The following is a 23,083-nucleotide window of genomic DNA, read 5'->3' on the forward strand; positions in this document are numbered from 1 at the left end:
GAGTGATCTCATCATACGTTGAATAAGGGGGCAGTGATGGACGTACAGGACGTCGACTTCGAAGAGCTGTACCAGGGCGCCACCCCGATGGGCCGGAAGATGCCGTGGGACATCGGCGCGCCGCAGCCCGCGGTCGTCGCGCTGGTGGACGCCGGCGAGTTCACCGGTGAGGTGCTCGACATCGGCTGCGGCCTCGGCGACAACTCGGCGTTCCTCGCCTCGCGCGGGGTGCACGTCACCGGCCTGGACGGCGCGCCGTCGGCGGTCGAGCAGGCCCGCTCGCGTGCCGCCGCGAAGGGGCTCGACATCGAGTTCGCGGTCGCCGACGCGACGAAGCTCGAAGGCCACGAAGGCCGCTTCGACACGGTTCTCGACAGCGCGCTCTACCACTGCCTCGACGAAGACGGGCGCCGCGCATACCTGGCCGCGCTGACGCGGGCGACGCGCCCCGGCGCGCGGCTGCACCTGTTCGCCTTCTCCCCCGAGGTGCCGGACGCGTTCCCGGCGCCGTACCTGATCAGCGAGGCCAACCTGCGCGAGACCGTCGGGAAGGACTGGACGATCGAGCGGCTCGAGCCGACGCTGTACACGACGTCGATGACGACGGAGGAGCTGAAGCTGAGCGTCCGGACGATGCTGAACGTGGATCCCGCCGGCCTGGACCGGCTGGGCACCGACGAGGACGGCCGCGTGCTGGTTCCCGTGTGGCAGCTGAAGGCCGTACGTTCGGCGGGGTGATCGTCGAGACGTCGGTGGTGCCGCGGGCCGGCGACGAGCCGTGCGCCGACCGGCTGGTCCTGGGTGAGCACGTGCTCGGCGTCGCCGACGGTGCGACGAAGAAGCCGTGGGACACCGGCCCGGACGGCGCCGAGCTCGCCGGAGCCGTCGCCGGGCACCTGCTGGCGGCCCGGCTCGCGCGCGACCCGCTGATGATCGACCCGCCCGAGACCAAGGGCCTGCGCCCGGCCGCGAACTCCTTCGACGACCGGGCGTACCTGCGGGTGCGGCTCTAGACGTTGCGGCGGTACTGCCCGCCGACCTCGAAGAACGCCTCCGTGATCTGCCCCAGCGAGCACACCCGCGCCGCGTCCATCAGCACGCCGAACAGGTTGCCGCCGCGAGTCGCCGCTTCGCGCAACGTCTTCAGCGCCTGCTGGGCCTCTTCGTGGTGGCGGTGCTGGAAGTCCGCCAGCCGAGCGAGCTGGGACTTCTTCTCGTCCTCCGTCGCGCGGGCCAGCTCGACCTCGACGTCGTCCTCGCCCGCGCGCGGGTTGCGGAATGTGTTGACGCCGACGATCGGCAGCGAGCCGTCGTGCTTCTTGCGCTCGTACAGGATCGACTCGTCCTGGATCTTGCCGCGCTGGTAGCCCGTCTCCATCGCGCCGAGCACGCCGCCGCGCTCGGAGATGCGGTCGAACTCGGCCAGCACGGCCTCCTCGACCAGGTCGGTCAGCTCGTCGACGACGAACGAACCCTGCAGCGGGTTCTCGTTCTTCGACAGGCCCCACTCCTTGTTGATGATCATCTGGATGGCCATCGCGCGGCGCACCGACGACTCCGACGGCGTCGTGATCGCCTCGTCGAACGCGTTGGTGTGCAAGGAGTTCGCGTTGTCGTAGAGCGCGCAGAGCGCCTGCAGCGTGGTGCGGATGTCGTTGAAGCTCATCTCCTGCGCGTGCAGCGACCGCCCGGACGTCTGCACGTGGTACTTGAGCTTCTGCGACCGCTCGTTGGCGCCGTAGCGCTCCTTCATGGCCACAGCCCAGATCCGCCGCGCCACCCGGCCGAGCACCGTGTACTCCGCGTCCATGCCGTTGGAGAAGAAGAACGACAGGTTCGGCGCGAAGTCGTCGATGTCCATGCCGCGCGCGAGGTACGACTCGACGTAGGTGAAGCCGTTCGACAGCGTGAACGCCAGCTGCGAGATGGGGTTCGCCCCGGCCTCGGCGATGTGGTAGCCGGAGATCGACACCGAGTAGAAGTTGCGGACGCCGTGCTCGATGAACCACTCCTGGATGTCGGCCATCATCCGGAGGCTGAACTCGGTGGAGAAGATGCAGGTGTTCTGGCCCTGGTCCTCCTTGAGGATGTCGGCCTGCACGGTGCCCCGCACGTTCTTCAAGGCCCACTCGCGCAGCTCGGCGGCCTCGGCTTCGGACGGCTCGCGGCCGTGCTCGGCCTTGAACGCTTCGACGCCCTGGTCGATCGCGGTGTTGAGGAAGAAGGCCAGGATCGTCGGCGCCGGGCCGTTGATCGTCATCGACACCGACGTGTTCGGCGCGGTCAGGTCGAAGCCGTCGTAGAGGACCTTCATGTCCTCGAGCGAGGCGATGGACACGCCCGAGGTGCCGACCTTGCCGTAGATGTCGGGCCGGGTGTGCGGGTCGTGGCCGTAGAGCGTCACCGAGTCGAAGGCGGTCGAGAGGCGCTTGGCCTCGGAGTCGGCCGAGAGCATCTTGAACCGGCGGTTGGTGCGGAACGCGTCACCCTCGCCCGCGAACATCCGCGCGGGGTCCTCGCCGTCCCGCTTGAACGGGAAAACGCCGGCGGTGTACGGGAAGTAGCCCGGCAGGTTCTCGCGGCGCAGGAACGACAGCAGCTCACCGGACTCGGCGTAGCGCGGCAGGGCGACGCGCGGGATCCGGTTGCCGGACAACGTGTCGCGCCACAGCTGCGTACGCAGCTCCTTGTCGCGGATCTTGACGACGAGCTCGTCCTGGCGGTACTCCTCCGCCAGTGCCCGGAAGCGCTCGAGGAGCTTTGTCGACTCGCCGTCCACATCGGACTCGGCGGCGGTGAGCAGGCCGTCCAGCGCGTCGGTCGACGCGTCCACCTTGGACAGTTCCGCCTTGGCCAGCGCCAGGGCCTCGCGCTTGCGGATCGCGGCGACCTGCTGCGCGGTCTTCGTGTGGTAGCCGCGCACGGTGTCGGAGATCTCGGCCAGGTAGCGGGACCGGTTGCCCGGGATGATCGTGCTCGCGTCGGTCGAGACCTTGCCCTCGACCCGCGGCAGCGTGCCGGCCGAAACGGTCAGCCCGCGCTCGGCGAGCAAGCCGCGCAAGTGCTGGTACAGCGCGGTGACGCCGTCGTCGTTGAACTTCGCCGCGCTCGTGCCGTAGACCGGCATGTCCTCCGGGCCCTGCGAGAAGGCTTCGCGGTTGCGCACCAGCTGGCGCGCGACGTCGCGGCGGGCGTCCTCGGCACCGCGGCGCTCGAACTTGTTGATGGCGACGACATCGGCGAAGTCGAGCATGTCGATCTTCTCCAGCTGTGACGCGGCGCCGAATTCCGGCGTCATCACGTACAGCGAGTCGTCCACGAAGTCGACGATGCCGGCGTCGCCCTGGCCGATGCCCGGCGTCTCGACGATCACCAAGTCGTACCCGGCCGCCTTGCAGGCCTGGATCGCCTCGCTCAGCCCGGCCGGGATCTCGCCGGACGTCGTGCGCGTCGCGAGCGAGCGGAAGTACACCGGAGAGCCGTCGAGGCAGTTCATCCGGATGCGGTCGCCGAGCAGCGCGCCGCCGCCCTTGCGCCGCGACGGGTCGACGGCGAGCACCGCGATCCGCAGCTTGTCCTCCTGGTCGAGGCGGAAGCGACGGATCAGCTCGTCGGTGAGCGACGACTTGCCCGAGCCGCCGGTGCCGGTGATGCCGAGCACCGGCACCTCGCGCTTGCCCGCGGCCTCGGTGATGCCGGCCAGCAGCTCGCCGGGCAGCTTTTCCGCTTGCAGCTGGGTGATGACGCGCGAGAGTGAGGCGACGTCACCGGAGAGCACCTTGTCCAGCGCCGGGGCCTCGGCCGCGAGGTCGACGTCGCAGGCCTTGATCATCAGGTTGATCATGCCCGGCAGGCCCATCTCGTAGCCGTCCTCGGGCGAGAAGATGCGGGCGACGCCGCGCGAGTGCAGCAGGTCGATCTCCTCGCGCACGATCACCCCGCCCCCGCCGCCGAAGACCTTGATGTGGCCGGCGCCGCGCTCGCGCAGCAGCTCGACCAGGTAGGAGAAGTACTCGACGTGCCCGCCCTGGTAAGCGGAGATGGCGACACCCTGGACGTCCTCGGCGATGGCCGCGGTGGCGACCTCGTCGACCGACCGGTTGTGGCCGAGGTGGACGACCTCCGCGCCCTGCGACTGCAGGATCCGCCGCATGATGTTGATCGACGCGTCGTGACCGTCGAAGAGGCTCGACGCCGTGACGAACCGGACGGGGTGCGCGGGGCGGTACAGCTCACTGCTCATCCCTTCAAAATACTTGGACTTCCTACTATTGGAAACCCGAGGGCTCGTGACGCGGATCTCAGGGCCATCCAGGAGAACTTGACATCGTCCAGCTCGACGCTATGTTTAACGAGTCCGTTAATTAACAAGGTGCTGAAATGATGACTGACCAGTTGAGCCGCACGTTCTCGGCGCTCGCCGACCCGACCCGGCGTGCCATCCTCGCCCGGCTGTCCGCCGGCGAAGCGACGGTGAACGAGCTCGCCGAGCCGTTCACCATGAGCCTGCCCGCGATTTCGCGGCACCTGAAGGTGCTGGAACAGGCCGGGTTGATCACCCGCGGCCGCACGCGTCAGTGGCGGCCCTGCCGGCTGGAGGCGAAACCCTTGGAAGACGTCGCCGACTGGGTCGCGACCTACCGGCAGTTCTGGGACGGCGGGTTCGACCGCCTCGAGGAACACCTGAGGAGCCTGACCGGCGATGCCTGACCTGACCATCACGCGCGTGTTCGACGCGCCTCGCGAGCTCGTCTTCGACGCCTGGATCCGACCGGACCACTTGGCGAGCTGGTTCGGTCCGCGCACCTTCACCTGCTGCGCCGTCACCGTCGACCCGCGTCCGGGCGGCCGCTGGCGAGCGTGCATCCGCTCCCCCGAAGGCGAAGACCACTGGATGCACGGTGTCTACCGCGAGGTCGACATCCCCGAACGGCTCGTGTTCACCTTCGCCTGGGAAGCCCAGGGGCAGGAAACGCTCGTGACGATCGGCTTCACCGACCTCGACGGCAAGACCGAGATGACCTTCACCCAGACCGGCTTCCCGACCGCCTCCGAGCGCGACGGCCACCACGAAGGCTGGACGTCCAGCTTCGACAACCTGACCGGTTTCATCCGAGGAAAGGACGACCGATGACCGCCACCCTGCCCCAGATCGTGTCGCCGGAAGAATGGCAGGCCGCGCGCGACGCGCTGCTGGTCAAGGAGAAGGAGCACATGAAGGCGGCCGACCGCCTCGCCGCTGAGCGCCGCCGGCTGCCGATGGTCCGCTTCGACGGGAAGTACCCGTTCGAAAGCCCGGCCGGCCCGGTCAGCCTGCTCGACCTGTTCGAGGGCCGCCGCCAGCTGATCGTCTACCACTTCATGCTGCACCCCGGCGACGACGCGGGCTGCCCCGGCTGTTCCCTGCTCGTCGACAACATGCCGCACCTCGCCCACCTGCACGCCCGCGACGTCACGCTCAAGATCGTCGCGCCGGCGACCCTGGCGGAGATCGAGCGGTACCGGGCGCGGATGGGCTGGGAAGTTCCGTGGGTGTCCGCGCACGGCACCGGGTTCACCGAGGACTGCGGCGTCGGAATGGGGTTCGGCGTGAGCGTGTTCCTGCGCGACGGCGACGACGTCTACCGCACGTACTTCACCTCCGGCCGCGGCGGCGAGATGTTCCTGGCCTCGCACCGCTACCTCGACGTCACGCCGCTGGGACGCCAGGAGGCGTGGGAAGAGGACAGCCGCGGCGACGACGGGCCGGGCGCCTGGTGGCGCCGCCACGACGAGTACTGAGAGTTCTCCGGACGGCCGTGTCCTCCCGAGATGGGGCCCGAGCTGTCGGGCCACTCGAAGGAGCTGGCCGACCGCCGAGAAACGCCCGTTCGCCGAGGGCACGGCGCGGCTCGGCCTGGACTTGGTCGAGTCGCGCACGTTCGACGGACGGGTGCTGCTGCGCCGGCGGCGAGCGTGAGCGTCGCCGGGCCCGGGATTCCCCCGGGCCCTGACGGCGTCAGCGGCTCTTGGCCGCCCGCAGCGCGATCCACTGGCGCATCGCGTACTCGACCAGCGTGATCAGCGTCTGCTTCGTCGACTCGCGGTCCCGGGCGTCGCAGCGGACGATCGGGATGTTCGGGTCGATCGACAGCGCCTCGCGCACGTCGTTGATGTCGTGCTCCAGCACGCCGTCGAACGTGTTGACGCCGACGATGTACGGCAGGCCGCGGTCCTCGAAGAAGTCGATCGGCGCGAACGAGTCGGCCAGCCGGCGGGTGTCCGCCAGCACGACCGCGCCGATCGCGCCGCGGACCAGGTCGTCCCACATGAACCAGAACCGCTGCTGCCCGGGCGTGCCGAACAGGTAGAGGATCAGGTCCGCGTCCAGCGACACCCGGCCGAAGTCCATCGCCACCGTCGTCGTCGACTTGCCCGGCGTGTGGTCGAGGTTGTCGACGCCGACGCTCGCGTCGGTCATCATCGCCTCAGTGGTGAGCGGCACGATTTCCGACACCGACCCGACGAAGGTCGTCTTCCCCGCTCCGAAACCGCCCGCCACCACGATCTTGGCGGATGTCATGGTCGGGGGCGCGGTGTCCCGCGGTGCCTTAAAGCCGACGGAGTCCACTCAAAACCCTTTCCATCAACACCAGATGTGCCTCGGCGCCGTCATTGCCCGTAATCGTCTTGTGCACCGTGACCAGCCCTGCGTCGGCCGCGTCGCTGATCAGCACCCGGGCCACGCCCAAAGGCACCCGCAAGGCCGACACGAGCTCGGCGACCGAACGGGGGGTCCGGCACTCTTCCATGATCGAGATGCACTCGATCTGCTCCGCGGCCACCTCGGGGAAGCCACCGGTGGCAGCGTAGTCCTTCGCGGAGATCAGTGTCTCCAGCTCCAGGGCGTAGTTCGCCCGGGTGCGGCCGCCGGTCAAAGCGTACGGCCGGACGATCGCCGTCTGATCTTCGGGCGCGAGCGGCTGCTCGAACACCGCGGGCATGATGAATTCGCCGCTGGGCGGGCCCGGATCGAACAAACCGCCTGGTCTGGGGCTGTCCCCGTCGGTACTGCCGGGTGGAGAGACTAAAGAGGTCACTCGATCTCCTTGGTCGGCCGACGGCGCGGGCGCCGGCGGTTCCGCGGCCGCGTGCGCACCGGCGGCCGGGGTTGGCGGGGACTCCTTGTTCTTCTTGCGCTTCCGACGGGCACGGCCGGAATCCAGGGTGAACCCGTTGAGGACGTCGGCGAACGTGCCGTCGTCCTCTCTCCCGGGGGGCCGCTGCCCCTCGGGTGGTTCGCCGCCGAATCCGGACCCCGTGCTCATCGCGCCATCATCCCACCGGTTCGCCGATCAGCGACCCACCCGAGCCCTGAAGCTGGGCGCGCAGCTCCGGGGTCAGGATCTGGCCGACCCGGTCGACGAGCATCGTCATCTCGTAGGCGACCTGCCCGATGTCGCAGTTCGGAGCGGCGAGCACGGCCAGGCAGGACCCGTCGCTGATCGACATCAGCACCATGATCCCCAGCTCCATCTCGACGACGGTCTCGTTGACCGCCCCGGCCTCGAAGCACCGGGCGGCGCCCTGGGTGAGGCTGACCAGGCCCGAGGCGACCGCGGCGAGCTGGTCGGCCCGGTCGAGCGGCAGCCGGTTGGAAGCACTCAGCAGCAGGCCGTCCGCCGAGACGACCACGGCGTGGGCCACGCCGGGCACCCGCTCCGCGAAGTCGTTGATCAGCCAGCCGAACTGATTTTGCGGCGGCTGTGCGCTACTCGGCGAGGTCATTCGCCCTCCAGTGTCTCGTGGTTGGTCTCGGCCCGCGCGGTGCGGTGTCGTCCGCGTTCGATGCCTTGCTGGAAGCTTCGCAGGCGGCCGCGCACGTCGTGTGCGTCCCGTTGTGGTCGGGGGGCCGTGGCCCCGGTGGGCGGTCCGGCGCTGCCCGGGAGCAGCTGTTCCCCGCGACGGCGCCGGGGCAATCCTGCCGAAGTGAACGTGGCGGGTGCCGACTGGGACACCGCTTGCACCGCCCGCCAGCCGTCATCGGTGCCGAAGTTCCACTCGGCGGTGGCCTCCACCGCGGACTCTTCCCGGCGCGGAGCCGGAGTTTCCGGCGCCCCGGCACCCCGGCGGGAGGGCAGCGCCGAGGGCGCCTCCGCGGGACGGCTGTCCGCCTCCTGGAAGGCCGGAGACGGCCGCGGCCGGCGGCTCGGCAGCGGTCCGGGCTCGTGGTGAGCGGCGGGCTCGGCGGTCTCCGGCTGGGGATCGGTGGGCTGGAGGTCGGTGGGGTCGAGGTCACCCGGCTGGAGGGCGCCGGGCTGCACCGCGGCATCCCGCTGCCCGGACGGGTCGAGAGCGCCCGGCTGCACCGGGGCACCCTGCTGCCCGGAGTGGTGGAGGTCGACGGGTTGCGCAGGGGCGCTGTGGGCGCCGGGCTGCCCAGCACCCTGCTGCCCGGGCTGGTCGAAAGTGCCCGGCTGCGCCAGGGAACCGTGCTGCCCAGGCTGCTGGAAGTCGCCCGGCTGAGCCGCGGGGGCCTGGCCCGGTTGCGGCAAGCCGCCCGGCTGGAAGGCGGCCGGTTGCTGCGGTGCCGTCGCGCCCGGGCGCGGGGCCTGCCGGCCCGGCTGCGGCAGGCCGTTCGGCGTGACTGCGCCAGGCTGCTGCGCGGCCGCAGCTCCTCGCTGACCCCGCTGCGGCAGGCCGTTCGGCTGGGGAGCGGGCGCTGGGCGTCCCGGCCGGCGCAGAGCGCCCGGCCGGAGTGCTTGCGCCTGCTGCTGAGCGGCATCCGGCTGAGCCGCGGCCGCGGGCGCTCCCTGCTGCGGGTCGGCCGGAGCCTGCTGCTGCCCATCATGCTGAACGCCGGACCCCGGCTGCGAACCCACCGAAGCCGACCGCTGCCCGTCCGGCTGAAACGCTGAACTCGGCTGCGAACCCGCCGAAGCCTGCTGCCCATCATGCTGAACGCTCGAACCCGCCACAGTCGGCCGCTGCCCATCCGGCTGGAACGCCGAATCCGCCGCAGCCTGCCGGCCATCGAGCTGGAATGCCGACCCCTGCTGCGAACCCGCCGGGGTCTCCTGCCCACCGGGCTGGAAACCCGACTCCGACCGCGAACCCGCCGCCGGCCCTTCCGGCTGGAACGCCGAACCCTGCTGCGAACCCGCCGAATCCTGCTGCTGGCCATCCGGCTGGAAAGCCGACCCCGGCTGAGCCGGCGCCTGCTGGTTCGCCGCCCGGCGAGTCTGCTGACGGCCCCGGGTCACGCCCTGCTGGAAGCTGCTCAGCCGCCCGCGCACGTCCGCCGGGTCGCGGACGGGGAGGGGGGCCGGCGCCGGGGCTGCCGGGATCGCCGGGGTGGGCGTCGCGCTGCCCGGCAGGAGCTGCTCGCCGCGCCTGCGGCGGGGCAGGCCCGCCTCGGTGAACGCCGTCGGCTCCGACTTCGTGACCGCCTGGACCGTGCGGAAGTTCTCGTCGCTCGCGAAGTCCCAGCTTCGCCGTTCTTCCGCGGCGGCCGGAGCGGCTTCTTCCGCGGCGGCCGGCTCCGCGTCCGAAACCTCGGCGGCGGCCGGCTTCTCGGCGGGCTTGTCCTCGCGGAACCACGCCGACAGCATCTCGTCGAAGATCGGCGTCGTCTCGGAGAGGTCCGGTGCCGGCTTGGGCGCCGGGGCCGGCTCCGGCTCGGCGGTCGCCTGCTGCCACCAGTCGCTCAGCGTCGTTTCGTTGGCGGAGAACAGGTCCTTGCCCGACGGCAGGTCGCCGGCGCGGGGCGGGTCCGGCACCGGCAGCACCGCGGGGACCGGCGGCAGCGTCGGCCGCGGCGGCGGGGCCGGGTCGTCCTTCGGCAGCGGCGCGAACAGGTCCGTCCCGGAGATCTCCAGGTCCGACGGCGGCCGGACGCCGGCCGGGCCGTGGCCGTTCGTCAGCCCGGCGAGGTCGCTCGCCGACGGCCAGCGCTCCTCCCCCATCGCCGGCTGCTCCGGGACCATCGGCCGCGGCCGGGAGTTGCCGTTGACCTGACGGCGTGGCAGCTGGTTGCCCATCGCGGGACTCGCCGGGGACTGCCGCGGCCCGCCGATCCGGCCGGTCGTGGGGCCGTCGGTCACCGGCATCACCAGCTCCGCCGGGACGACGACCGTGGCGCGGACGCCGACGATGTCCTTGCCGCCGTGCAGCGACACCCCGATCCGGTGCCGGCTGGCCAGCCGGCCGACGACGAACAGGCCCATTCGGCGCGACGTGGCCAGGTCGACCGACCCGGCCTCGGTCAGCCGGGTGTTCGCCTCGGTGACCTCGGCCTCGTTCATGCCGATGCCCTTGTCGAGGATGTCGACGTTGAGCGAGCCGTCCTCGCCCAGCCGCGACGCCACGGTCACGCTGGTCTCCGGAGCGGAGAACGCCGTCGCGTTGTCCAGCAGCTCGGCGACCAGGCGCATCAGGTCGCTCGCGGCGTAGCCGACGATCCGGGCCGGGGGCGGCGGCTGGACCTGGACCCGCTGGTACTGCTCGATCTCCGACACGGCGGCGCGGAGCATGTCGGTGGTGCCGACCGGCTTGCCGGACCGGCGGCCGGGCTCGGCGCCGGAGAGCACCATCAGGTTCTCGTTGTTGCGCCGCATCCGGGTGGCGAGGTGGTCGAGCTGGAACAGCGTCGCCAGCTGGTCGGCGTCCTCCTCGTCCCGCTCCAGCTGCTCGATCAGCTGCAGCTGCCGCTGCACCAGGCTCTGGCTGCGCCGCGACAGGTTGACGAAGACGCTGCCGAAACCGGTGCGCATCGCGGCCTGCTCGGTCGCCAGCCGCAGCGCCTGGTGGTGCACCTTGTCGAAGGCCCGCGCCACCTCGCCGACCTCGTCCTCGGTCCGCACCGGCACCGGCACGACGGCCGTGCCCTGCGCGCGGCCCTCCTGGATGTTGCGGACCGCCTCGGGCAGCGCGGTCTCGGCGACGTCGAGGGCGCTGCGCCGCAGCGTCTTCAGCGAGCGCAGCAGCTGCCGGGTGATGAGGAAGACGACCGCGACGGCGAGCACCATCGCCGCGAACAGCAGCACCGCGAGCAGGCCGGCGCCGCTGCTGGCGTCGTCGACCAGCTGCTCCGAGGTGGCCGACGCCGACGCGCCGAGCCGGTCGGCGACCTGGCTGATCTGCGTCCGCATCGCCGCGGACGCGGTGTTCCAGTCGGCCGCCGACAGGGCGCGGAAGGCGTCGTCCACCGTGGTGCCCTGCGCGTTCAGCACGGACTCGACCATCCGGGCCCGGCTCTGCGCCTGCGTGCCCTCGGCGATCGCCGCGAAGTCGCGCTGCAGCGTGTCGCCCGCCGCGGAGCGGAAATCGATGAGCCGGTCGGCCAGCCGCAACTCGGCCGCACGCAGCGTGGCCAGCTCGCTCGGCGACAACGCGGAGCGGGCGATGCCGTAGGAGACCAGTGCCTGGCTGACCGACACCTGCTCGCCGGCGACGAGCAGCTCGTGCAGCCCGGCGGGCGTGCCGCCGAGGGTGCCGTCGCCGGCGCCCGCCGTCGCGGCGGTGTCGAGGCCGATCAGGGAACCGGTGATCCCCGAGTACGCGGTGACGGCCTGGGCCGGGTCGAGCTGGCCGCCGTCGACCTGGCGGCGGAGGAAGCCGAGGTTGTTGACCTGTGCGGTGGCCGCGCCGGCGGCCCCCGCCACGCCGGGCTCGACCGCGGACGCGCGGGCCTGCGCCGCGGTGAACGGCCCGACCACGGTGTCGGTGACCTTGCGGGCCGCGGCCAGCGCCGGCGTGCCGCCGACGGTGCCGTCGGTCAGCATCGCCGCGGTGACCGTGCGCTCCTGTTGCAGCGCGCCGGTGAGCGCGCGGGTCTGGCCGCCGAGCGCGACGAGCCGGTCGAGCCGCTGGTACTCGTCCGAGCGGCCGACCTGGCCGGCGATCGTGGTGATGCCGAGGACCAGCGCGAGCACGATGGGGACGACGGTGACGGCCGAAAGCTTGACGGGCAGGCTCCAGTCGCGCCAGCGCACCAGGGCGCGCCACGCGTCCTTGCCCTTGGACCGCCGGGGTGCTCGGCCGAGCAGCTCCCCCACGGGCACCTGACCTTCTCCTGCAACGGTCACGTGAGTGACTCCCTGTCCGGCGTCATGGATCCGCGTCGGCGGCGCGGCGTCCCGGCTCGCGACGGGCCGCCGGACGGTCGTGCCGCCCGCGCCTTGCCGCGTCCCCGGTGCCCTCGCTCGTCCCCGGCCGCCCGGCCCACCGCGCACCCGTTCAAGCGTCGTCCCGCCGTCCCGTGCAAGGGACAGTGCACGTGCACGGCGCAACTTGCGTTCTGCACGGTCGTCGAGATCAACTTTATCGGTGCCAATCGATCGCTGCGGTCAGCTGGGCCAAAGAATCGTACCCCCGGCACCCGGACGGTCAATTTTGTTCCCCACTCCGGCGCTGACCTGCGGAAAGGGCTGTCCGGACCGAGAACAGCCCCCGACATTCGACCTCACAGCCCCCGAAGAGGGAATCCTGGTTACCGGACGCGTCTCACCCAGGCATCCGGCCGTCACCCGATTAGCCCATGCAGGGCAGCATAGTAGCTCGGACGATCTACACTCTGTACCCCCATCGGGTGGGTCAAGTCTCAAGATGTGCCCGATGTTGTGGCGTTGCCCTCCACCATGCCCCGACCTGGTGATTTCTTTCGAGACTGCCTGCTGACCAGTGGATCTTCACCGCCACGCCCGCAGCCGGGCGACACTCTCCGGGGCGATGTGAGCGCTCACGGACACTCCGCGTGACCAGCGCGGATCGACCCACGACCGGATTAGCTCGTTCGCCGCAGCATCCGCCGGATGCGACAACGTGGCGTCACAATTCTTTTCATCATTACGGGTGATCTGCCCGTGATCATGTAGCACTGCTCCATTCGACGCTTTCGACAGGAAATCGAATACCTCGCCGCCTGTGGGCCCGGGACCGACCGGCCGCCGTCGAGTTCCGCCGGACGGCCTAGTTACGATGTTCGTCTCGCAGTCCGCAAGGGCGGCCCGGCACCCTGTCCGCAGACGCCCGGAGCCCGCCGCCACGGAGGCACTCTGCCGGAGGCAACCCACATGTACGACGTCGCGCGCCCCGCGGCGGGCAACCCCCTCGAGGAGACCGGCCAGATGCCGGCCCTGTTCACCGGGGACCGCCCGTCCGAGAGCCAGCACCGCCGGCCCGTCCCCCGCTCGGGTCCCGACTACCCCGCGATCCAGGCCAGCCGCGAGTTCGTCTCGCTGCGACGGCGGTTCCGGGCGTTCGTCTTCCCGATGAGCCTGGCCTTCTTCGCCTGGTACATGACGTACGTGCTGCTCGCCGCGTACGCGCACGACTTCATGAGCACCAAGGTGTTCGGCCAGGTCAACGTCGGCATCCTGCTCGGGCTCGGCCAGTTCGCCAGCACCGCGCTGGTCACCTGGCTCTACCTGCGCTACGCGCGGCGTCAGGTCGACCCGCGCGTAGCCGAGCTTCGGGCCCGCGCGGGCCTGCCGGAAGGAACCCGCCGATGACCGCGCTCGCCGCCGAGGGCACCCCGGCCAGCAACCCGCTCGTCAACACCGCCGTGTTCGCCCTGTTCGTGGCGATCACGCTCTACGTCGTCTACCGGGCCAGCAGCCGGAACTCCTCGACGGCCGACTACTACGCCGCGGGCAGCGCGTTCACCGGCCGCCAGAACGGCATCGCGCTATCGGGCGACTTCCTGTCGGCGGCGTCGTTCCTCGGCATCGCCGGCGCCATCGCGATGCACGGCTACGACGGCTTCCTCTACTCCATCGGCTTCCTCGTCGCCTGGCTGGTCGACCTGCTGCTGATCGCCGAGCTGCTGCGCAACACCGGCCGCTTCACGATGGGCGACGTCCTGAGCTTCCGGATGAAGCAGCGCCCGGTCCGCGCGGCGGCGGCGACGTCGACGCTGGTGATCTCCTTCTTCTACATGCTGGCGCAGATGGCCGGCGCCGGCGGCCTGGTGGCGCTGCTGCTGAACGTCCACTCCAAGCTCGGGCAGGCGCTGGTGATCGGCGTCGTCGGCCTGGTCATGGTGCTGTACGTGCTGGTCGGCGGGATGAAGGGCACCACGTGGGTGCAGATCATCAAGGCGACCATCCTGCTGCTGTGCGGCGCGCTGCTCACGGTGTTCCTGTTCGGCAAGTTCGGCTTCTCGTTCTCGAACCTGCTCTCCTCGGCGGCCGAGAACAGCCCGCTCGGCGACAAGCTCCTGGAGCCGGGCGGCTCGTACGGCAAGAACAGCACCACGAAGCTCGACTTCGTGTCGCTGGCCCTGGCGCTGGTGCTCGGCGCGGCGGCCCTGCCGCACGTCCTGATGCGCTTCTACACGGTGCCGAACTCCCGGGAAGCGCGCCGCTCGGTGGTGTGGGCGACGGCCTGCATGTTCCTGTTCTACCTGTGCACGCTGGTGATCGGCTTCGGCGCGGCCGCGCTGGTCGGCGCGGACGAGATCAAGGCCGCGCCCGGCGGGGAGAACTCCGCGGCGCCGCTGCTGGCCCTGCACGTCGGCGGGACGCTGCTGCTGGGCATCATCGCCGCGGTGGCGTTCGCGACGATCCTCGCGGTGGTGGCCGGGCTGACGATCACCGCGTCGGCGTCCTTCGCCCACGACGTCTACGCGAACATCTTCAAGCGCGGCAAGGCGGAGCCCGCGGACGAGGTCCGGGTGGCGCGGCTGACCGCGATCGCGGTCGGGGCGCTGGCCATCGTCGGCGGCGTGCTGGCCAACGGGCAGAACATCGCGTTCCTCGTCGCACTGGCGTTCGCGGTCGCGGCGTCGGCCAACCTCTCGACGCTGCTGTACTCGCTGTTCTGGAAGCGGTTCAACACGACGGGCACGCTGTGGGGCATCTACGGCGGCCTGATCGCGTCCCTGCTGCTGGTGCTCTTCTCGCCGGTCGTCTCGGGCGACCCGGACGCGATCATCAAGGGCATCGACTTCGCCTGGTTCCCGCTCAAGAACCCGGGCCTGGTGTCGATCCCGTTCTCGTTCCTCTGCGGGTTCGTCGGCACCTTCGTGGGCAAGCCGAAGGCGGACCTGGAGAAGCAAGCGGAGATGGAGGTCCGGTCCCTCACCGGGATCGGCAGCTGAGCCGCCGAACGATCCGGGCGGCCTGCGTCACGCGCGCAGGCCGTCCAGGATCACGGTGAACACCCGCTCGCCGTCCTCCGGGCTGCAGTTGCGCACCGCCATGCCGGCGCCGTGCCCCAGCCGCAGGACGTCGGGCCCCGCGACGTCGGGCCGGATCAGGCCCGCGGCCGCGTCGACCAGCACGCCGACCGCCTCACGCAGCCGGATCTGGCAGTACTGGAAGGTCTCCGAGCCCGAGTCGATCGACTCCTTGAGGATCGTGGCCAGCTTGTGCCGCTCCACGACCCAGGTGACCTGCTCCCTCAGCCAGGCCTCGAGGGCCTCCCACGGCGGCAGCTCCTCGTGCAGGACGTACGCGCGGTCGGCGAGCACCTCGATCTCGTCGCGGTAGACCGCTTCGAACAGCTTTTCGCGCGTCGGGAAGTGCCGGTACAGCGTGCCCGCCCCCACCCCGGCCTTCTTCGCGATGTCGTCCAACGGCACGTCGGCGCCATGCGCGGTGAAGAGCTCGTTCGCCGTCGCGACGATGCGCTCGTAGTTGCGCTTCGCGTCCGCGCGCATCGGACGCTCGATGCCCGGCATCCCGGCCTCCTCGCCACTTAACCGGAGAGATTCTCCGAATTCACTTGCGCATCCGGAGACACTCTCCATATTATCGGATCGTACCCAAGCGGAGAACATCTCCGCTTCTTCTCTTACTCCTCGGGGGAGTATCCCTTGTCCCAGCAAACGATCCATCGTGCGGTCGAGCCTGCCCCGGCCCGCCGCAGCGGGCTGATCCTCGCGATCATCCTGACCTGCCAGCTCATGCTCATCCTCGACGCCACGGTGATGAACGTCGCGCTCCCGCGCATCCAGGCCGACCTGGGGTTCTCGGCCACCGGCCTGTCCTGGGTGATGACGGCCTACAGCCTGGTCTTCGGCGGCCTCCTGCTGCTCGGCGGCCGCGCCGGCGACCTGTTCGGCCGGCGCCGGATGTTCGTCGCGGGCACCGCCCTGTTCACCCTCGCGTCGCTGGCCGGTGGCCTCGCCGACTCCGCCACGCTGCTCATCGCCGCCCGCGTCCTGCAGGGCGTCGGCGCCGCCATGGCCGGTCCGAGCACGCTGGCCCTGGTCACGACCACGTTCTCCGAGACCAAGGCCCGCATCCGGGCGCTCGCGCTGTTCTCCGCGATGTCCAGCGGCGGGTTCGCGATCGGCCTGATCGTCGGCGGCCTGCTCACCGAGTGGATCTCGTGGCGCGCGGCGCTGTTCATCAACGTCCCGTTCGGCCTCGCGATCGTGCTGCTCGCGCCGCGGTTCGTGCCCGAACCGGAACGCCGGCCCGCGCACCTCGACCTGCCCGGCGCGATCACCGGCACCCTGGGCGTCGGCTCGCTCGTGTTCGCCTTCACCCACGCGGCGTCCGACGGCTGGGGCAACCCCGTGACGCTCGGCTCGCTCGCCGGCGGCCTCGCGCTGCTCACCGCGTTCGTCGCGATCGAGGCCCGCACCGCGATGCCGCTGGTCCCGCTCCGGCTGTTCGCCGACCGCAACCGCAGCGCGGCCTACGTCAACTTCTTCCTCGGCCCGATGGCCATGATGTCGATGTTCTTCTTCCTGACCCAGTTCATGCAGGACATCCGGCACTTCGCCGCGCTGGCGACCGGCTTCGCGTTCCTGCCGATGGCGGCGCTGATCTTCACGATGAGCCGGCTCGTCCCGCGGCTGCTCCCGCGCTACGGCCCGAAGCCGCTGGCCATCACGGGATCGCTGCTGATGGTCTCCGGTGTGGCCTGGCTCGCGCTGCTCACGACGGACAGCACGTACTTCCCCGCGTTGCTGGGGCCGCTGCTGCTGATGGGACTCGGCGGCGGGCTCGCGTTCGCGCCGCTCAACGTGATCGTGATGGCCACCGTGCCGACCGAGGACGCGGGCGCGGCGGGCGGCGTGCTGCAGACGATGCAGCAGGTCGGCAGCACGCTCGGGCTGGGCATCCTGATCACGGTGTTCGGGTCGGCGACCCGCTCGTCGAGCGCGACGGGAGCTCAGCTCGTCGTCGACGGCATGACGTCGGCGTTCGCGACGGCCGCGGTGTTCGCGGCCTGCACGTTCCTGGTGGCGCTGACGTTCCGGCGGGTTACAGCTTCTGCCCGGCCTTGACCCGGTGCGTCACCCGGCGCTCGACGAGGAACGAGACGAACGGGACGCAGCCGGCCAGCAGCACGAGCACGGTGCCCTTGATCGACCAGCGGGCCTTGATCGCCAGGTCGATGGTCAGCACCAGGTAGATCATGTACAGCACGCCGTGGATCGGCGAGTAGATCGCCGACGGGGTGGGGTTGTCGAAGCCGTAGCGCAGCACCATCACGAAGCAGAGGCCGAGCAGGCCGACGCCGGTGACGTAGGCGGCGGTGCGGAACCGGACCAGGGGGCCGGTGAGCGGCACCGCGGTCTGGGCGGCACCTTCGGTGCTGGTGGTCATCGGGACGTCCTCACTCTGCGGCCTGCTGGTCGCGGGCGTTCAGCTCGCGCAGGTAACGGTTGTACGCGGCCAGCTCCTCGTCCTCGTCCGTCTCCGGCTGCGGCGCTTTCACGGCGTCGGGGCGGGGGCGAGGAGCGGGCACCTCGGGCTCTTCGATCGGGGGCCCTTCGGCGTCGGCCTTGTGCTTCAGCTGGCGGATCCGCCAGAACATGAAGGCCGGGAAGAGCCCGAACAGCGGCCACTGCAGGACGTAGCCGAGGTTTTGGAAGGTGCCGTTCGCCGAGGTGAAGCGGTCCCACTGCCACCAGGCGAGCCCGCAGCAGACGAGCAGGCTCACCAGGCTGGTCGCGACGATCGCGATCCGGCGTCCCCAGGGGGAAGCCGCCGGCGGAGGGGAAGCTGGCACGGCCTCGACGCTAGCACTGGCCCACTGAGAGAAGCCCGGCCCCCGCCCTCTCCTGGGGGGCGTCCCCGAGTCCAGTCTATCGGCGGCCGCTGACAGTCCTCGGATTCGCGAGCGATCACGCACGGGTTGTCCACATTCGCCCTTGCCTGTGGACTACCCGGTTTCAGCCTTGCTTGCGCACCGACTGCGCGCCCTTGGCATACCCGTCAGCCAAGCCGAACACCTTCTGCGCGTACTCCGTCGAGTTGTTGTACGACAGGATCCCCGCCCACCACCCCGACGGGCTCGCCATGTCCCGCCCGCCCGCGCACAGGTATCGCGCCGCCCCCAAAGCCGCGTCGTCGATCTGCTGGGGGTCGCCGAGGCCGTCGCCGTTGCCGTCGGACGCCCACTTGCGCCACGTGCTCGGGATGAACTGCATCGGCCCGACCGCCCGGTCGACCCCGGCGTCGCCGTCGTAGCGGCCGCCGTCGGTGTCGCCGATCGCCTGGACGCCCGCGGAACCGTCGAGGGGGACGCCGACGATCGGCTTGGACGGGCGGCCGTCCGCGCCGAGCACCGCGCCCGCGTACTGGCCGTGGTTGGACTCGATCCGGCCGATGCCGGCGAGCGTCGCCCAGGAGATCCGGCACTTCGGCTGGTCCGCGCGCATCGCCAGCTCCGCGTTGCCGTAGGCCTGCAGCGCCCGCGCCGGGACGCCGGTCGCCGCGGCGACCTGGCTCGCCCACTGGGACAGCGTCGCCGGACCGGTGCTGCGGGCCCGCTGGGGAGAAGTCTGCTGCTCGGCCCCGCCCGCGACGGCGCCGCCGGCCGGTGCGACCGACCCCGGGCGGACGTCGGCCGCCTTGACCTGCAGGGCGGGGATTTCGGTGGTGAGCGGGCTCGCCTCCGGCGTCGACGCGCGGGTGACGAGCCAGATCCCGCCGCCGGCCACGGCCAGCACGGCGAGGACCACGATCAGCCGGGTGAGCACAGCCACGCCGGAAGAGCGCGGCGCCGGTGCCGGTGGGGCGGGGGCGGCTTCCTCGACGCTCGCGTCGATCGGGTCGTCCTCGTTCTTTCCGGTCCTGGTGCGCACGAAACTCCGGTCCTCCAGCGTGGTGTCGACGAAGTGTCAACGAGCCCGCGCAGGTTAGCGTTACGCGGGTCGTCGCGATCGTCTCACCACGCCGGTTCACCCGGCCGTGTGGAAGGGGTCAGGCGGACTTCTGCTGCCGCGCGAGGCGCGCGACGCACCAGGCCGGGGCACTGCCGCGGCGGAGGTGCTGCAGAACGGTCATCGGCCCGAGCCGGCGGCTCAGGTCGGACGGCGCGAGTCCGGCCGCCCGGTAGTCGAGGGCCCGCTGGTCGAGCGGGCTGAGACCGGCGTCCCACCACTCCTCGGCCTCGGCGACGCCGCCGACCATCTGCCACCAGCCCGCGGCGGCGGTGAGGAGCTCTTCCGGCACTTCCGGCAGCCGGCGCCGCATCGCGTCGAGGTAGCCGGGATCGGCCGACTCGACGGGAACGAAGCGCTGCTGCCCGCCCCGAGCTCGCTGGCCGGGGATACCCGGAGCCTGTGGGGGCGCGTCCGCCAGCCACGCGGACGCGATGCGGTCGACCTCCTGCTCTTCGGGGGTCTGCTCGCGCTCCGCGGCCCATTGCCGGATCAGCGCGTCCACTCCGGGATCTCCGGTCATCCCTGCCTCCTATGTAGGTCCCCGACGGACAGGCCCTGACACCTGTCCCACGCGGTGGTGCCGCACGCACCAACCTGCACCTTGCTGAGTGGAAACTGCCTGCGTACCGGGGGTCTCCGGGGGGAGGGCGAACCACCCGATCACGCAATGTGAGCACCGTAGGGCCGGGGCGGTCTCCTTCGCCAGACCCCGGCAGGCACGAATTCGCCGACCTGCGCGTTTTCGGCTGCAATCCACCCGGATGGTCGAGTGTTCGGTCCGAAATCCGAGATTCGTGACACTCAGTGATTTACCGTCCGTTAACACACAGGGTGACGACCGGCGCCGCCCGTCGCGGCGCCGGTCAGAGCGTTTTCGGTGGTCAGGAGAAGAGCGACCGGAAGAACGTCACGATCGCTTCGGCGCCGTCCTTGAGCCAGCCGAGGACGCGGTGCACGAAGTCCGCGGACTGCGTGGGCTGGGTGATCAGGAAGAAGAGCACGAGCGCCACCACACCGACGATGAGAACTTTCTTCATGCCGCTCGACATGCGCTTCCTCCCCGGCTCGCCGTCCCCGTCCTGGGAGTGGCCACGCCAATACTCTAGGGAAGGCGTGCCCCGAAGACACCCTGATCAACCCCCGATCACCCTGAGCGGCCCCGAGGAGCGGCGATGACCCGGAACGTGCTGGTCCAGCGGGACGGCGAAGTGACGACGATCACCATCGACCGCCCGGCCGCCCGCAACGCCGTCGACGGGCCGACCGCGGCCGAGCTCGCCGAGGCGTTCCGCGAGTTCGACGCCGATCCCGATGCCGCCGTCGCGGTCCTCACCGGATCGGGTGGCGCGTTCTGCGCCGGCGCGGATCTCAAGGCGATCGGCACCGACCGGGTGAACCGCACCCACCCGGACGGGGACGGCCCGATGGGCCCGACCCGGCTGCGGCTCGGCAAGCCGGTGATCGCGGCGGTCCACGGGCACGCCGTCGCGGGCGGGCTGGAGCTGGCGCTGTGGTGCGACCTGCGGGTCGCGGACGCCACGGCGGTCTTCGGGGTGTTCTGCCGCCGCTGGGGAGTGCCGCTGATCGACGGCGGCACGGTCCGGCTGCCGCGGCTGGTCGGCCAGTCGCGGGCGATGGACCTGATCTTGACGGGCCGGCCGGTCGAGGCGGCCGAAGCGCTGGAGATCGGCTTGGCGAACCGGCTCGTACCGGCCGGCGAAGCGGTTTCCGCGGCGCAGGAGCTGGCGCGGCAGATCGCGGCGTTCCCGCAGGCGTGCCTGCGCGGCGACCGGCTCTCCGCGCTCGAGCAGTGGGGCATGTCCGAAGAGGACGCGCTCGCGGCGGAGTTCCGGGCGGCGATGGGCGCGGGGGTGCTGGCGGCGGAGGCGGTCGACGGCGCGGCCCGGTTCGCGGGCGGAGAGGGCCGGCACGGCAGTTTCGCGTGATCAGCGGGGCATCACCCGTGATCAGCGGGGCATCACGCGTGCTTGGAGGGGCATCACCTGTGATTGAGGAGGCATCACGCCGATGCCCGCGCAATCACGGCTGATGCCCGTCCGATCACGGGTGATGCCCGTCCGATCACGGGTGATGCCTGCCTGATCACGGGTGATGCCCGCTCAGTCACGGCGGATGCTTCGACCGGGTGGATCACCCCGTGCCGGGGCGATTCCGGTCAAGCGGCCGATAAGGTCGCCCGATGGACGACGATGTTCCGAGAGTCGTGCTCCGGCCCGTGGCCGAAGGCGATCTCGACCTCCTGGAACGGCTGACCAACGATCCCGTCGCCGCCGGGGAGCACCAGTGGTTCGGCTGGCACGATCCCGGCTACCTGCGCCGCCGCTGGCACGAGACCGGCATGCTCACCGCCGAGACCGGCATGCTCGTGCCGACACTCGGCGGCCGCGTCCTCGGTCTCGTCTCGTGGCACCGCAGCCGCACCGGGTCGACGTCCTACTGCTGGAACATGGGCCTCGTCCTGGCGCCGGAAGCGCGCGGCCACGGCTACGGCACCGAAGCCCAGCGGCTGCTCGTCCAGTACCTCTTCGCCCACACCCAGCTCAACCGGGTCGAAGCGACGACCGAGGCCGGCAACCGCGCCGAACAGCGCTCGCTCGAGAAAGCCGGCTTCACCCGCGAAGGCGTTCTTCGCGGCTACGGCTTCCGTGACGGCGAGTGGCGCGACCACGTCGTCTACTCGGTCGTTCGCTCCGACCTGGCGGAGAACCAGGCGATGAACTAGGCGATCGCGCCCGCCGAACGCAGGGCGCCGAGGTCCGTGACGCCGAGCTCGGCGAGCACGGCTTCGGTGTCGGATCCCTTGGCGCGCGGGGCTTCGGGCGTCTCCGGCGGGGTGCGGTCGAACCGCGGCGCCGGGGCGGGCTGGACCATGCCGCCGATCTCGACGAACGTTCCGCGCGCCGAGTTGTGCGGGTGCGAAGCGGCTTCGCCCGGCGCCAGGACGGGCGTCAGGCACGCGTCGGTGCCTTCGGCGCGCGCGACGAGGTCGTCGCGCGTGTGCTTGCCGATCGCCGCCGCCAGGATTTCGCGGAGACGAGGCCACTGCGTCTTGTCCACGTGCAGCGGCAGCGACTCCGGGTCGAGCTCGAGGACTTTCACCAGGTCGCCCCAGAACCGCATCTCGATCGCGCCGACGGCGACGTACTTGCCGTCCGCGGTCTCGTAGGTGTCGTAGAACGGGGCGCCGCCGTCGAGCATGTTGTCACCGCGGTCCCCGCCCCAGAGCCCGGCGGCGGCCATGCCGTGCAGGCTCGTGGTGAGCAGCGCGGCGCCGTCGACCATCGACGCCTCGACGACCTGGCCGCGGCCGGACGTGTTCCGTTCGTACAGCGCCGCCAGGACGCCCATCGCCAGCAGCAGCCCACCACCGCCGAAGTCGCCGACCAGGTTGAGCGGCGGCACCGGCCGCTCCCCGGCGCGCCCGATCGGCTCGAGCGCGCCGGCGATGCCGATGTAGTTGATGTCGTGCCCGGCCGCCTTCGCCAACGGGCCGTCCTGGCCCCAGCCGGTCATCCGGCCGTAGACCAGCCGCGGGTTGCGGGCGTGGACGACGTCCGGGCCGAGCCCGATCCGTTCGGCGACGCCCGGACGGAAGCCCTCGATGAGGACGTCGGCGGTGTCGCACAGCTTCAGCACCAGCTCGACGCCTTCGGGCGTCTTGGTGTTGATGCCGACCGACCGGCGGCCGCGGGCGAGCGGGTCGGTCTGGATGCCGAGCACGTCCTCCCCCGGCTGCGCGCGGTCGACGCGGACGACGTCGGCGCCGAGGTCGGCGAGGATCATCGTGGCGAAGGGCCCGGGCGCGAGACCCGCGAGCTCCACCACCTTCAGGCCGCTGAGCGGACCTGCTTTCATGTCCGAGGTCCTAATCAGTTCTGGGAGTGAGCTATCCGGCACACTCCTGGTGGTAGCCGGCCGGCAGGTGAGCACTCGTAGGTCCTGGACGCGTGAGTC

Annotated in this window: 22 protein-coding genes; 10 read left to right on the forward strand and 12 right to left on the reverse strand. The window is 71.0% G+C overall.

Going from position 1 to position 23,083, the window contains the following annotated elements:
* The first annotated feature begins 36 nt into the window (after nt 1-36).
* On the forward strand, nt 37-738 hold the full coding sequence (locus tag AB0M59_RS35755; protein WP_364624287.1) for a class I SAM-dependent methyltransferase: 702 nt from the start codon (nt 37-39) through the stop codon (nt 736-738).
* Entirely contained in the window at nt 735-1,013 is a 279-nt protein-coding gene (locus AB0M59_RS35760; RefSeq protein WP_364624289.1) for a hypothetical protein, read from the forward strand. Before AB0M59_RS35755 ends, AB0M59_RS35760 begins: the two co-directional genes overlap by 4 nt.
* Here AB0M59_RS35760 and icmF read toward each other — a convergent pair.
* On the reverse strand, nt 1,010-4,243 hold the full coding sequence (gene icmF, locus AB0M59_RS35765) for a fused isobutyryl-CoA mutase/GTPase IcmF (protein ID WP_364624291.1): 3,234 nt from the start codon (nt 4,241-4,243) through the stop codon (nt 1,010-1,012). The genes AB0M59_RS35760 and icmF overlap by 4 nt on opposite strands.
* A 140-nt stretch (nt 4,244-4,383) precedes the next feature.
* On the opposite strand from icmF, the gene AB0M59_RS35770 reads away from it, so the two are divergent.
* From AB0M59_RS35770 to AB0M59_RS35780, 3 genes are read left to right on the forward strand one after another with little or no spacing between them, the layout of a single operon-like run.
* Nucleotides 4,384-4,710 carry a metalloregulator ArsR/SmtB family transcription factor gene (locus tag AB0M59_RS35770; RefSeq protein ID WP_364624317.1) on the forward strand — a complete coding sequence of 109 codons (327 nt, stop codon included), beginning with the start codon at nt 4,384-4,386 and terminating at the stop codon, nt 4,708-4,710.
* A complete protein-coding gene (locus tag AB0M59_RS35775; protein ID WP_364624293.1) occupies nt 4,703-5,134 on the forward strand; it encodes an SRPBCC domain-containing protein in 432 nt (143 codons plus the stop codon). Before AB0M59_RS35770 ends, AB0M59_RS35775 begins: the two co-directional genes overlap by 8 nt.
* Nucleotides 5,131-5,781: a DUF899 domain-containing protein gene (locus tag AB0M59_RS35780; protein ID WP_364624295.1), complete on the forward strand. Its 651-nt coding sequence runs from the start codon at nt 5,131-5,133 to the stop codon at nt 5,779-5,781. The genes AB0M59_RS35775 and AB0M59_RS35780 overlap by 4 nt, the downstream gene beginning before the upstream one ends.
* A 217-nt stretch (nt 5,782-5,998) precedes the next feature.
* Here the strand turns inward: AB0M59_RS35780 and AB0M59_RS35785 are convergent, their stop codons facing one another.
* From AB0M59_RS35785 to AB0M59_RS35800, 4 genes are read right to left on the reverse strand one after another with little or no spacing between them, the layout of a single operon-like run.
* Entirely contained in the window at nt 5,999-6,562 is a 564-nt protein-coding gene (locus AB0M59_RS35785) for an ATP/GTP-binding protein (protein ID WP_155542172.1), read from the reverse strand.
* A 28-nt stretch (nt 6,563-6,590) separates the two neighbouring features.
* Nucleotides 6,591-7,307, reverse strand: a complete 717-nt coding sequence (locus tag AB0M59_RS35790) for a DUF742 domain-containing protein (protein WP_364624297.1) — start codon at nt 7,305-7,307, stop codon at nt 6,591-6,593.
* A gap of 7 nt (nt 7,308-7,314) precedes the next feature.
* A complete protein-coding gene (locus AB0M59_RS35795) occupies nt 7,315-7,767 on the reverse strand; it encodes a roadblock/LC7 domain-containing protein (RefSeq protein WP_155542171.1) in 453 nt (150 codons plus the stop codon).
* Nucleotides 7,764-12,041, reverse strand: a complete 4,278-nt coding sequence (locus tag AB0M59_RS35800) for a nitrate- and nitrite sensing domain-containing protein (RefSeq protein WP_364624319.1) — start codon at nt 12,039-12,041, stop codon at nt 7,764-7,766. The genes AB0M59_RS35795 and AB0M59_RS35800 overlap by 4 nt, the downstream gene beginning before the upstream one ends.
* A 1,011-nt stretch (nt 12,042-13,052) precedes the next feature.
* Between AB0M59_RS35800 and AB0M59_RS35805 the strand changes: the two genes are divergently transcribed.
* Together AB0M59_RS35805 and AB0M59_RS35810 are read left to right on the forward strand one after the other, a co-directional pair.
* Entirely contained in the window at nt 13,053-13,490 is a 438-nt protein-coding gene (locus tag AB0M59_RS35805; protein ID WP_364624299.1) for a DUF485 domain-containing protein, read from the forward strand.
* Nucleotides 13,487-15,079 (forward strand): cation acetate symporter, encoded by a 1,593-nt coding sequence (locus AB0M59_RS35810; RefSeq protein ID WP_364624301.1) that lies wholly within the window; start codon nt 13,487-13,489, stop codon nt 15,077-15,079. The genes AB0M59_RS35805 and AB0M59_RS35810 overlap by 4 nt, the downstream gene beginning before the upstream one ends.
* Nucleotides 15,080-15,106: 27 nt before the next feature.
* On the opposite strand, the gene AB0M59_RS35815 is transcribed toward AB0M59_RS35810, so the two are convergent.
* Nucleotides 15,107-15,661: a TetR/AcrR family transcriptional regulator gene (locus AB0M59_RS35815; protein ID WP_364624303.1), complete on the reverse strand. Its 555-nt coding sequence runs from the start codon at nt 15,659-15,661 to the stop codon at nt 15,107-15,109.
* Nucleotides 15,662-15,796: 135 nt separating this feature from the next.
* Between AB0M59_RS35815 and AB0M59_RS35820 the strand changes: the two genes are divergently transcribed.
* Nucleotides 15,797-17,221 carry an MFS transporter gene (locus tag AB0M59_RS35820; RefSeq protein WP_364624305.1) on the forward strand — a complete coding sequence of 475 codons (1,425 nt, stop codon included), beginning with the start codon at nt 15,797-15,799 and terminating at the stop codon, nt 17,219-17,221.
* On the opposite strand, the gene AB0M59_RS35825 is transcribed toward AB0M59_RS35820, so the two are convergent.
* The 5 genes from AB0M59_RS35825 to AB0M59_RS35845 all read right to left on the reverse strand — a co-directional run bounded on the left by AB0M59_RS35825 (nt 17,199) and on the right by AB0M59_RS35845 (nt 20,145).
* Complete coding sequence (locus tag AB0M59_RS35825; RefSeq protein WP_364624307.1) at nt 17,199-17,543, reverse strand: DUF3817 domain-containing protein; 345 nt, start codon at nt 17,541-17,543, stop codon at nt 17,199-17,201. The genes AB0M59_RS35820 and AB0M59_RS35825 overlap by 23 nt on opposite strands.
* Before the next feature lie 10 nt (nt 17,544-17,553).
* A complete protein-coding gene (locus tag AB0M59_RS35830; protein ID WP_364624321.1) occupies nt 17,554-17,904 on the reverse strand; it encodes a hypothetical protein in 351 nt (116 codons plus the stop codon).
* A gap of 208 nt (nt 17,905-18,112) precedes the next feature.
* Nucleotides 18,113-19,027: a lytic murein transglycosylase gene (locus AB0M59_RS35835; RefSeq protein WP_364624309.1), complete on the reverse strand. Its 915-nt coding sequence runs from the start codon at nt 19,025-19,027 to the stop codon at nt 18,113-18,115.
* A gap of 118 nt (nt 19,028-19,145) precedes the next feature.
* Entirely contained in the window at nt 19,146-19,628 is a 483-nt protein-coding gene (locus AB0M59_RS35840; RefSeq protein ID WP_364624311.1) for a helix-turn-helix transcriptional regulator, read from the reverse strand.
* A 361-nt stretch (nt 19,629-19,989) separates the two neighbouring features.
* Nucleotides 19,990-20,145 (reverse strand): hypothetical protein, encoded by a 156-nt coding sequence (locus AB0M59_RS35845; protein ID WP_285483651.1) that lies wholly within the window; start codon nt 20,143-20,145, stop codon nt 19,990-19,992.
* Nucleotides 20,146-20,280: 135 nt separating this feature from the next.
* Here AB0M59_RS35845 and AB0M59_RS35850 point away from each other — a divergent pair, with 135 nt between their 5' ends.
* Nucleotides 20,281-21,054: a crotonase/enoyl-CoA hydratase family protein gene (locus AB0M59_RS35850; RefSeq protein ID WP_364624312.1), complete on the forward strand. Its 774-nt coding sequence runs from the start codon at nt 20,281-20,283 to the stop codon at nt 21,052-21,054.
* Between the two features lie 254 nt (nt 21,055-21,308).
* Entirely contained in the window at nt 21,309-21,851 is a 543-nt protein-coding gene (locus AB0M59_RS35855) for a GNAT family protein (RefSeq protein ID WP_364624313.1), read from the forward strand.
* Here the strand turns inward: AB0M59_RS35855 and AB0M59_RS35860 are convergent.
* Nucleotides 21,848-22,984, reverse strand: a complete 1,137-nt coding sequence (locus AB0M59_RS35860; RefSeq protein ID WP_364624315.1) for a CaiB/BaiF CoA-transferase family protein — start codon at nt 22,982-22,984, stop codon at nt 21,848-21,850. The two genes, AB0M59_RS35855 and AB0M59_RS35860, sit on opposite strands and share 4 nt — an antisense overlap.
* Nucleotides 22,985-23,083 lie beyond the last annotated feature (99 nt).

The sequence above is a fragment of the Amycolatopsis sp. NPDC051371 genome (assembly GCF_040682155.1).
GTDB lineage: Bacteria > Actinomycetota > Actinomycetes > Mycobacteriales > Pseudonocardiaceae > Amycolatopsis.

What these genes read in the sequence shown, in the direction of transcription:
- AB0M59_RS35755 (WP_364624287.1), top strand. Translation starts at nt 37, where the DNA reads ATGGACGTACAGGACGTCGACTTCGAAGAGCTGTACCAGGGCGCCACC.
- icmF (WP_364624291.1), bottom strand. Translation starts at nt 4,243, where the DNA reads ATGAGCAGTGAGCTGTACCGCCCCGCGCACCCCGTCCGGTTCGTCACG.
- AB0M59_RS35770 (WP_364624317.1), top strand. Translation starts at nt 4,384, where the DNA reads ATGACTGACCAGTTGAGCCGCACGTTCTCGGCGCTCGCCGACCCGACC.
- AB0M59_RS35775 (WP_364624293.1), top strand. Translation starts at nt 4,703, where the DNA reads ATGCCTGACCTGACCATCACGCGCGTGTTCGACGCGCCTCGCGAGCTC.
- AB0M59_RS35780 (WP_364624295.1), top strand. Translation starts at nt 5,131, where the DNA reads ATGACCGCCACCCTGCCCCAGATCGTGTCGCCGGAAGAATGGCAGGCC.
- AB0M59_RS35785 (WP_155542172.1), bottom strand. Translation starts at nt 6,562, where the DNA reads ATGACATCCGCCAAGATCGTGGTGGCGGGCGGTTTCGGAGCGGGGAAG.
- AB0M59_RS35790 (WP_364624297.1), bottom strand. Translation starts at nt 7,307, where the DNA reads ATGAGCACGGGGTCCGGATTCGGCGGCGAACCACCCGAGGGGCAGCGG.
- AB0M59_RS35795 (WP_155542171.1), bottom strand. Translation starts at nt 7,767, where the DNA reads ATGACCTCGCCGAGTAGCGCACAGCCGCCGCAAAATCAGTTCGGCTGG.
- AB0M59_RS35805 (WP_364624299.1), top strand. Translation starts at nt 13,053, where the DNA reads ATGTACGACGTCGCGCGCCCCGCGGCGGGCAACCCCCTCGAGGAGACC.
- AB0M59_RS35810 (WP_364624301.1), top strand. Translation starts at nt 13,487, where the DNA reads ATGACCGCGCTCGCCGCCGAGGGCACCCCGGCCAGCAACCCGCTCGTC.
- AB0M59_RS35815 (WP_364624303.1), bottom strand. Translation starts at nt 15,661, where the DNA reads ATGCCGGGCATCGAGCGTCCGATGCGCGCGGACGCGAAGCGCAACTAC.
- AB0M59_RS35825 (WP_364624307.1), bottom strand. Translation starts at nt 17,543, where the DNA reads ATGACCACCAGCACCGAAGGTGCCGCCCAGACCGCGGTGCCGCTCACC.
- AB0M59_RS35840 (WP_364624311.1), bottom strand. Translation starts at nt 19,628, where the DNA reads ATGACCGGAGATCCCGGAGTGGACGCGCTGATCCGGCAATGGGCCGCG.
- AB0M59_RS35845 (WP_285483651.1), bottom strand. Translation starts at nt 20,145, where the DNA reads ATGAAGAAAGTTCTCATCGTCGGTGTGGTGGCGCTCGTGCTCTTCTTC.
- AB0M59_RS35850 (WP_364624312.1), top strand. Translation starts at nt 20,281, where the DNA reads ATGACCCGGAACGTGCTGGTCCAGCGGGACGGCGAAGTGACGACGATC.
- AB0M59_RS35855 (WP_364624313.1), top strand. Translation starts at nt 21,309, where the DNA reads ATGGACGACGATGTTCCGAGAGTCGTGCTCCGGCCCGTGGCCGAAGGC.
- AB0M59_RS35860 (WP_364624315.1), bottom strand. Translation starts at nt 22,984, where the DNA reads ATGAAAGCAGGTCCGCTCAGCGGCCTGAAGGTGGTGGAGCTCGCGGGT.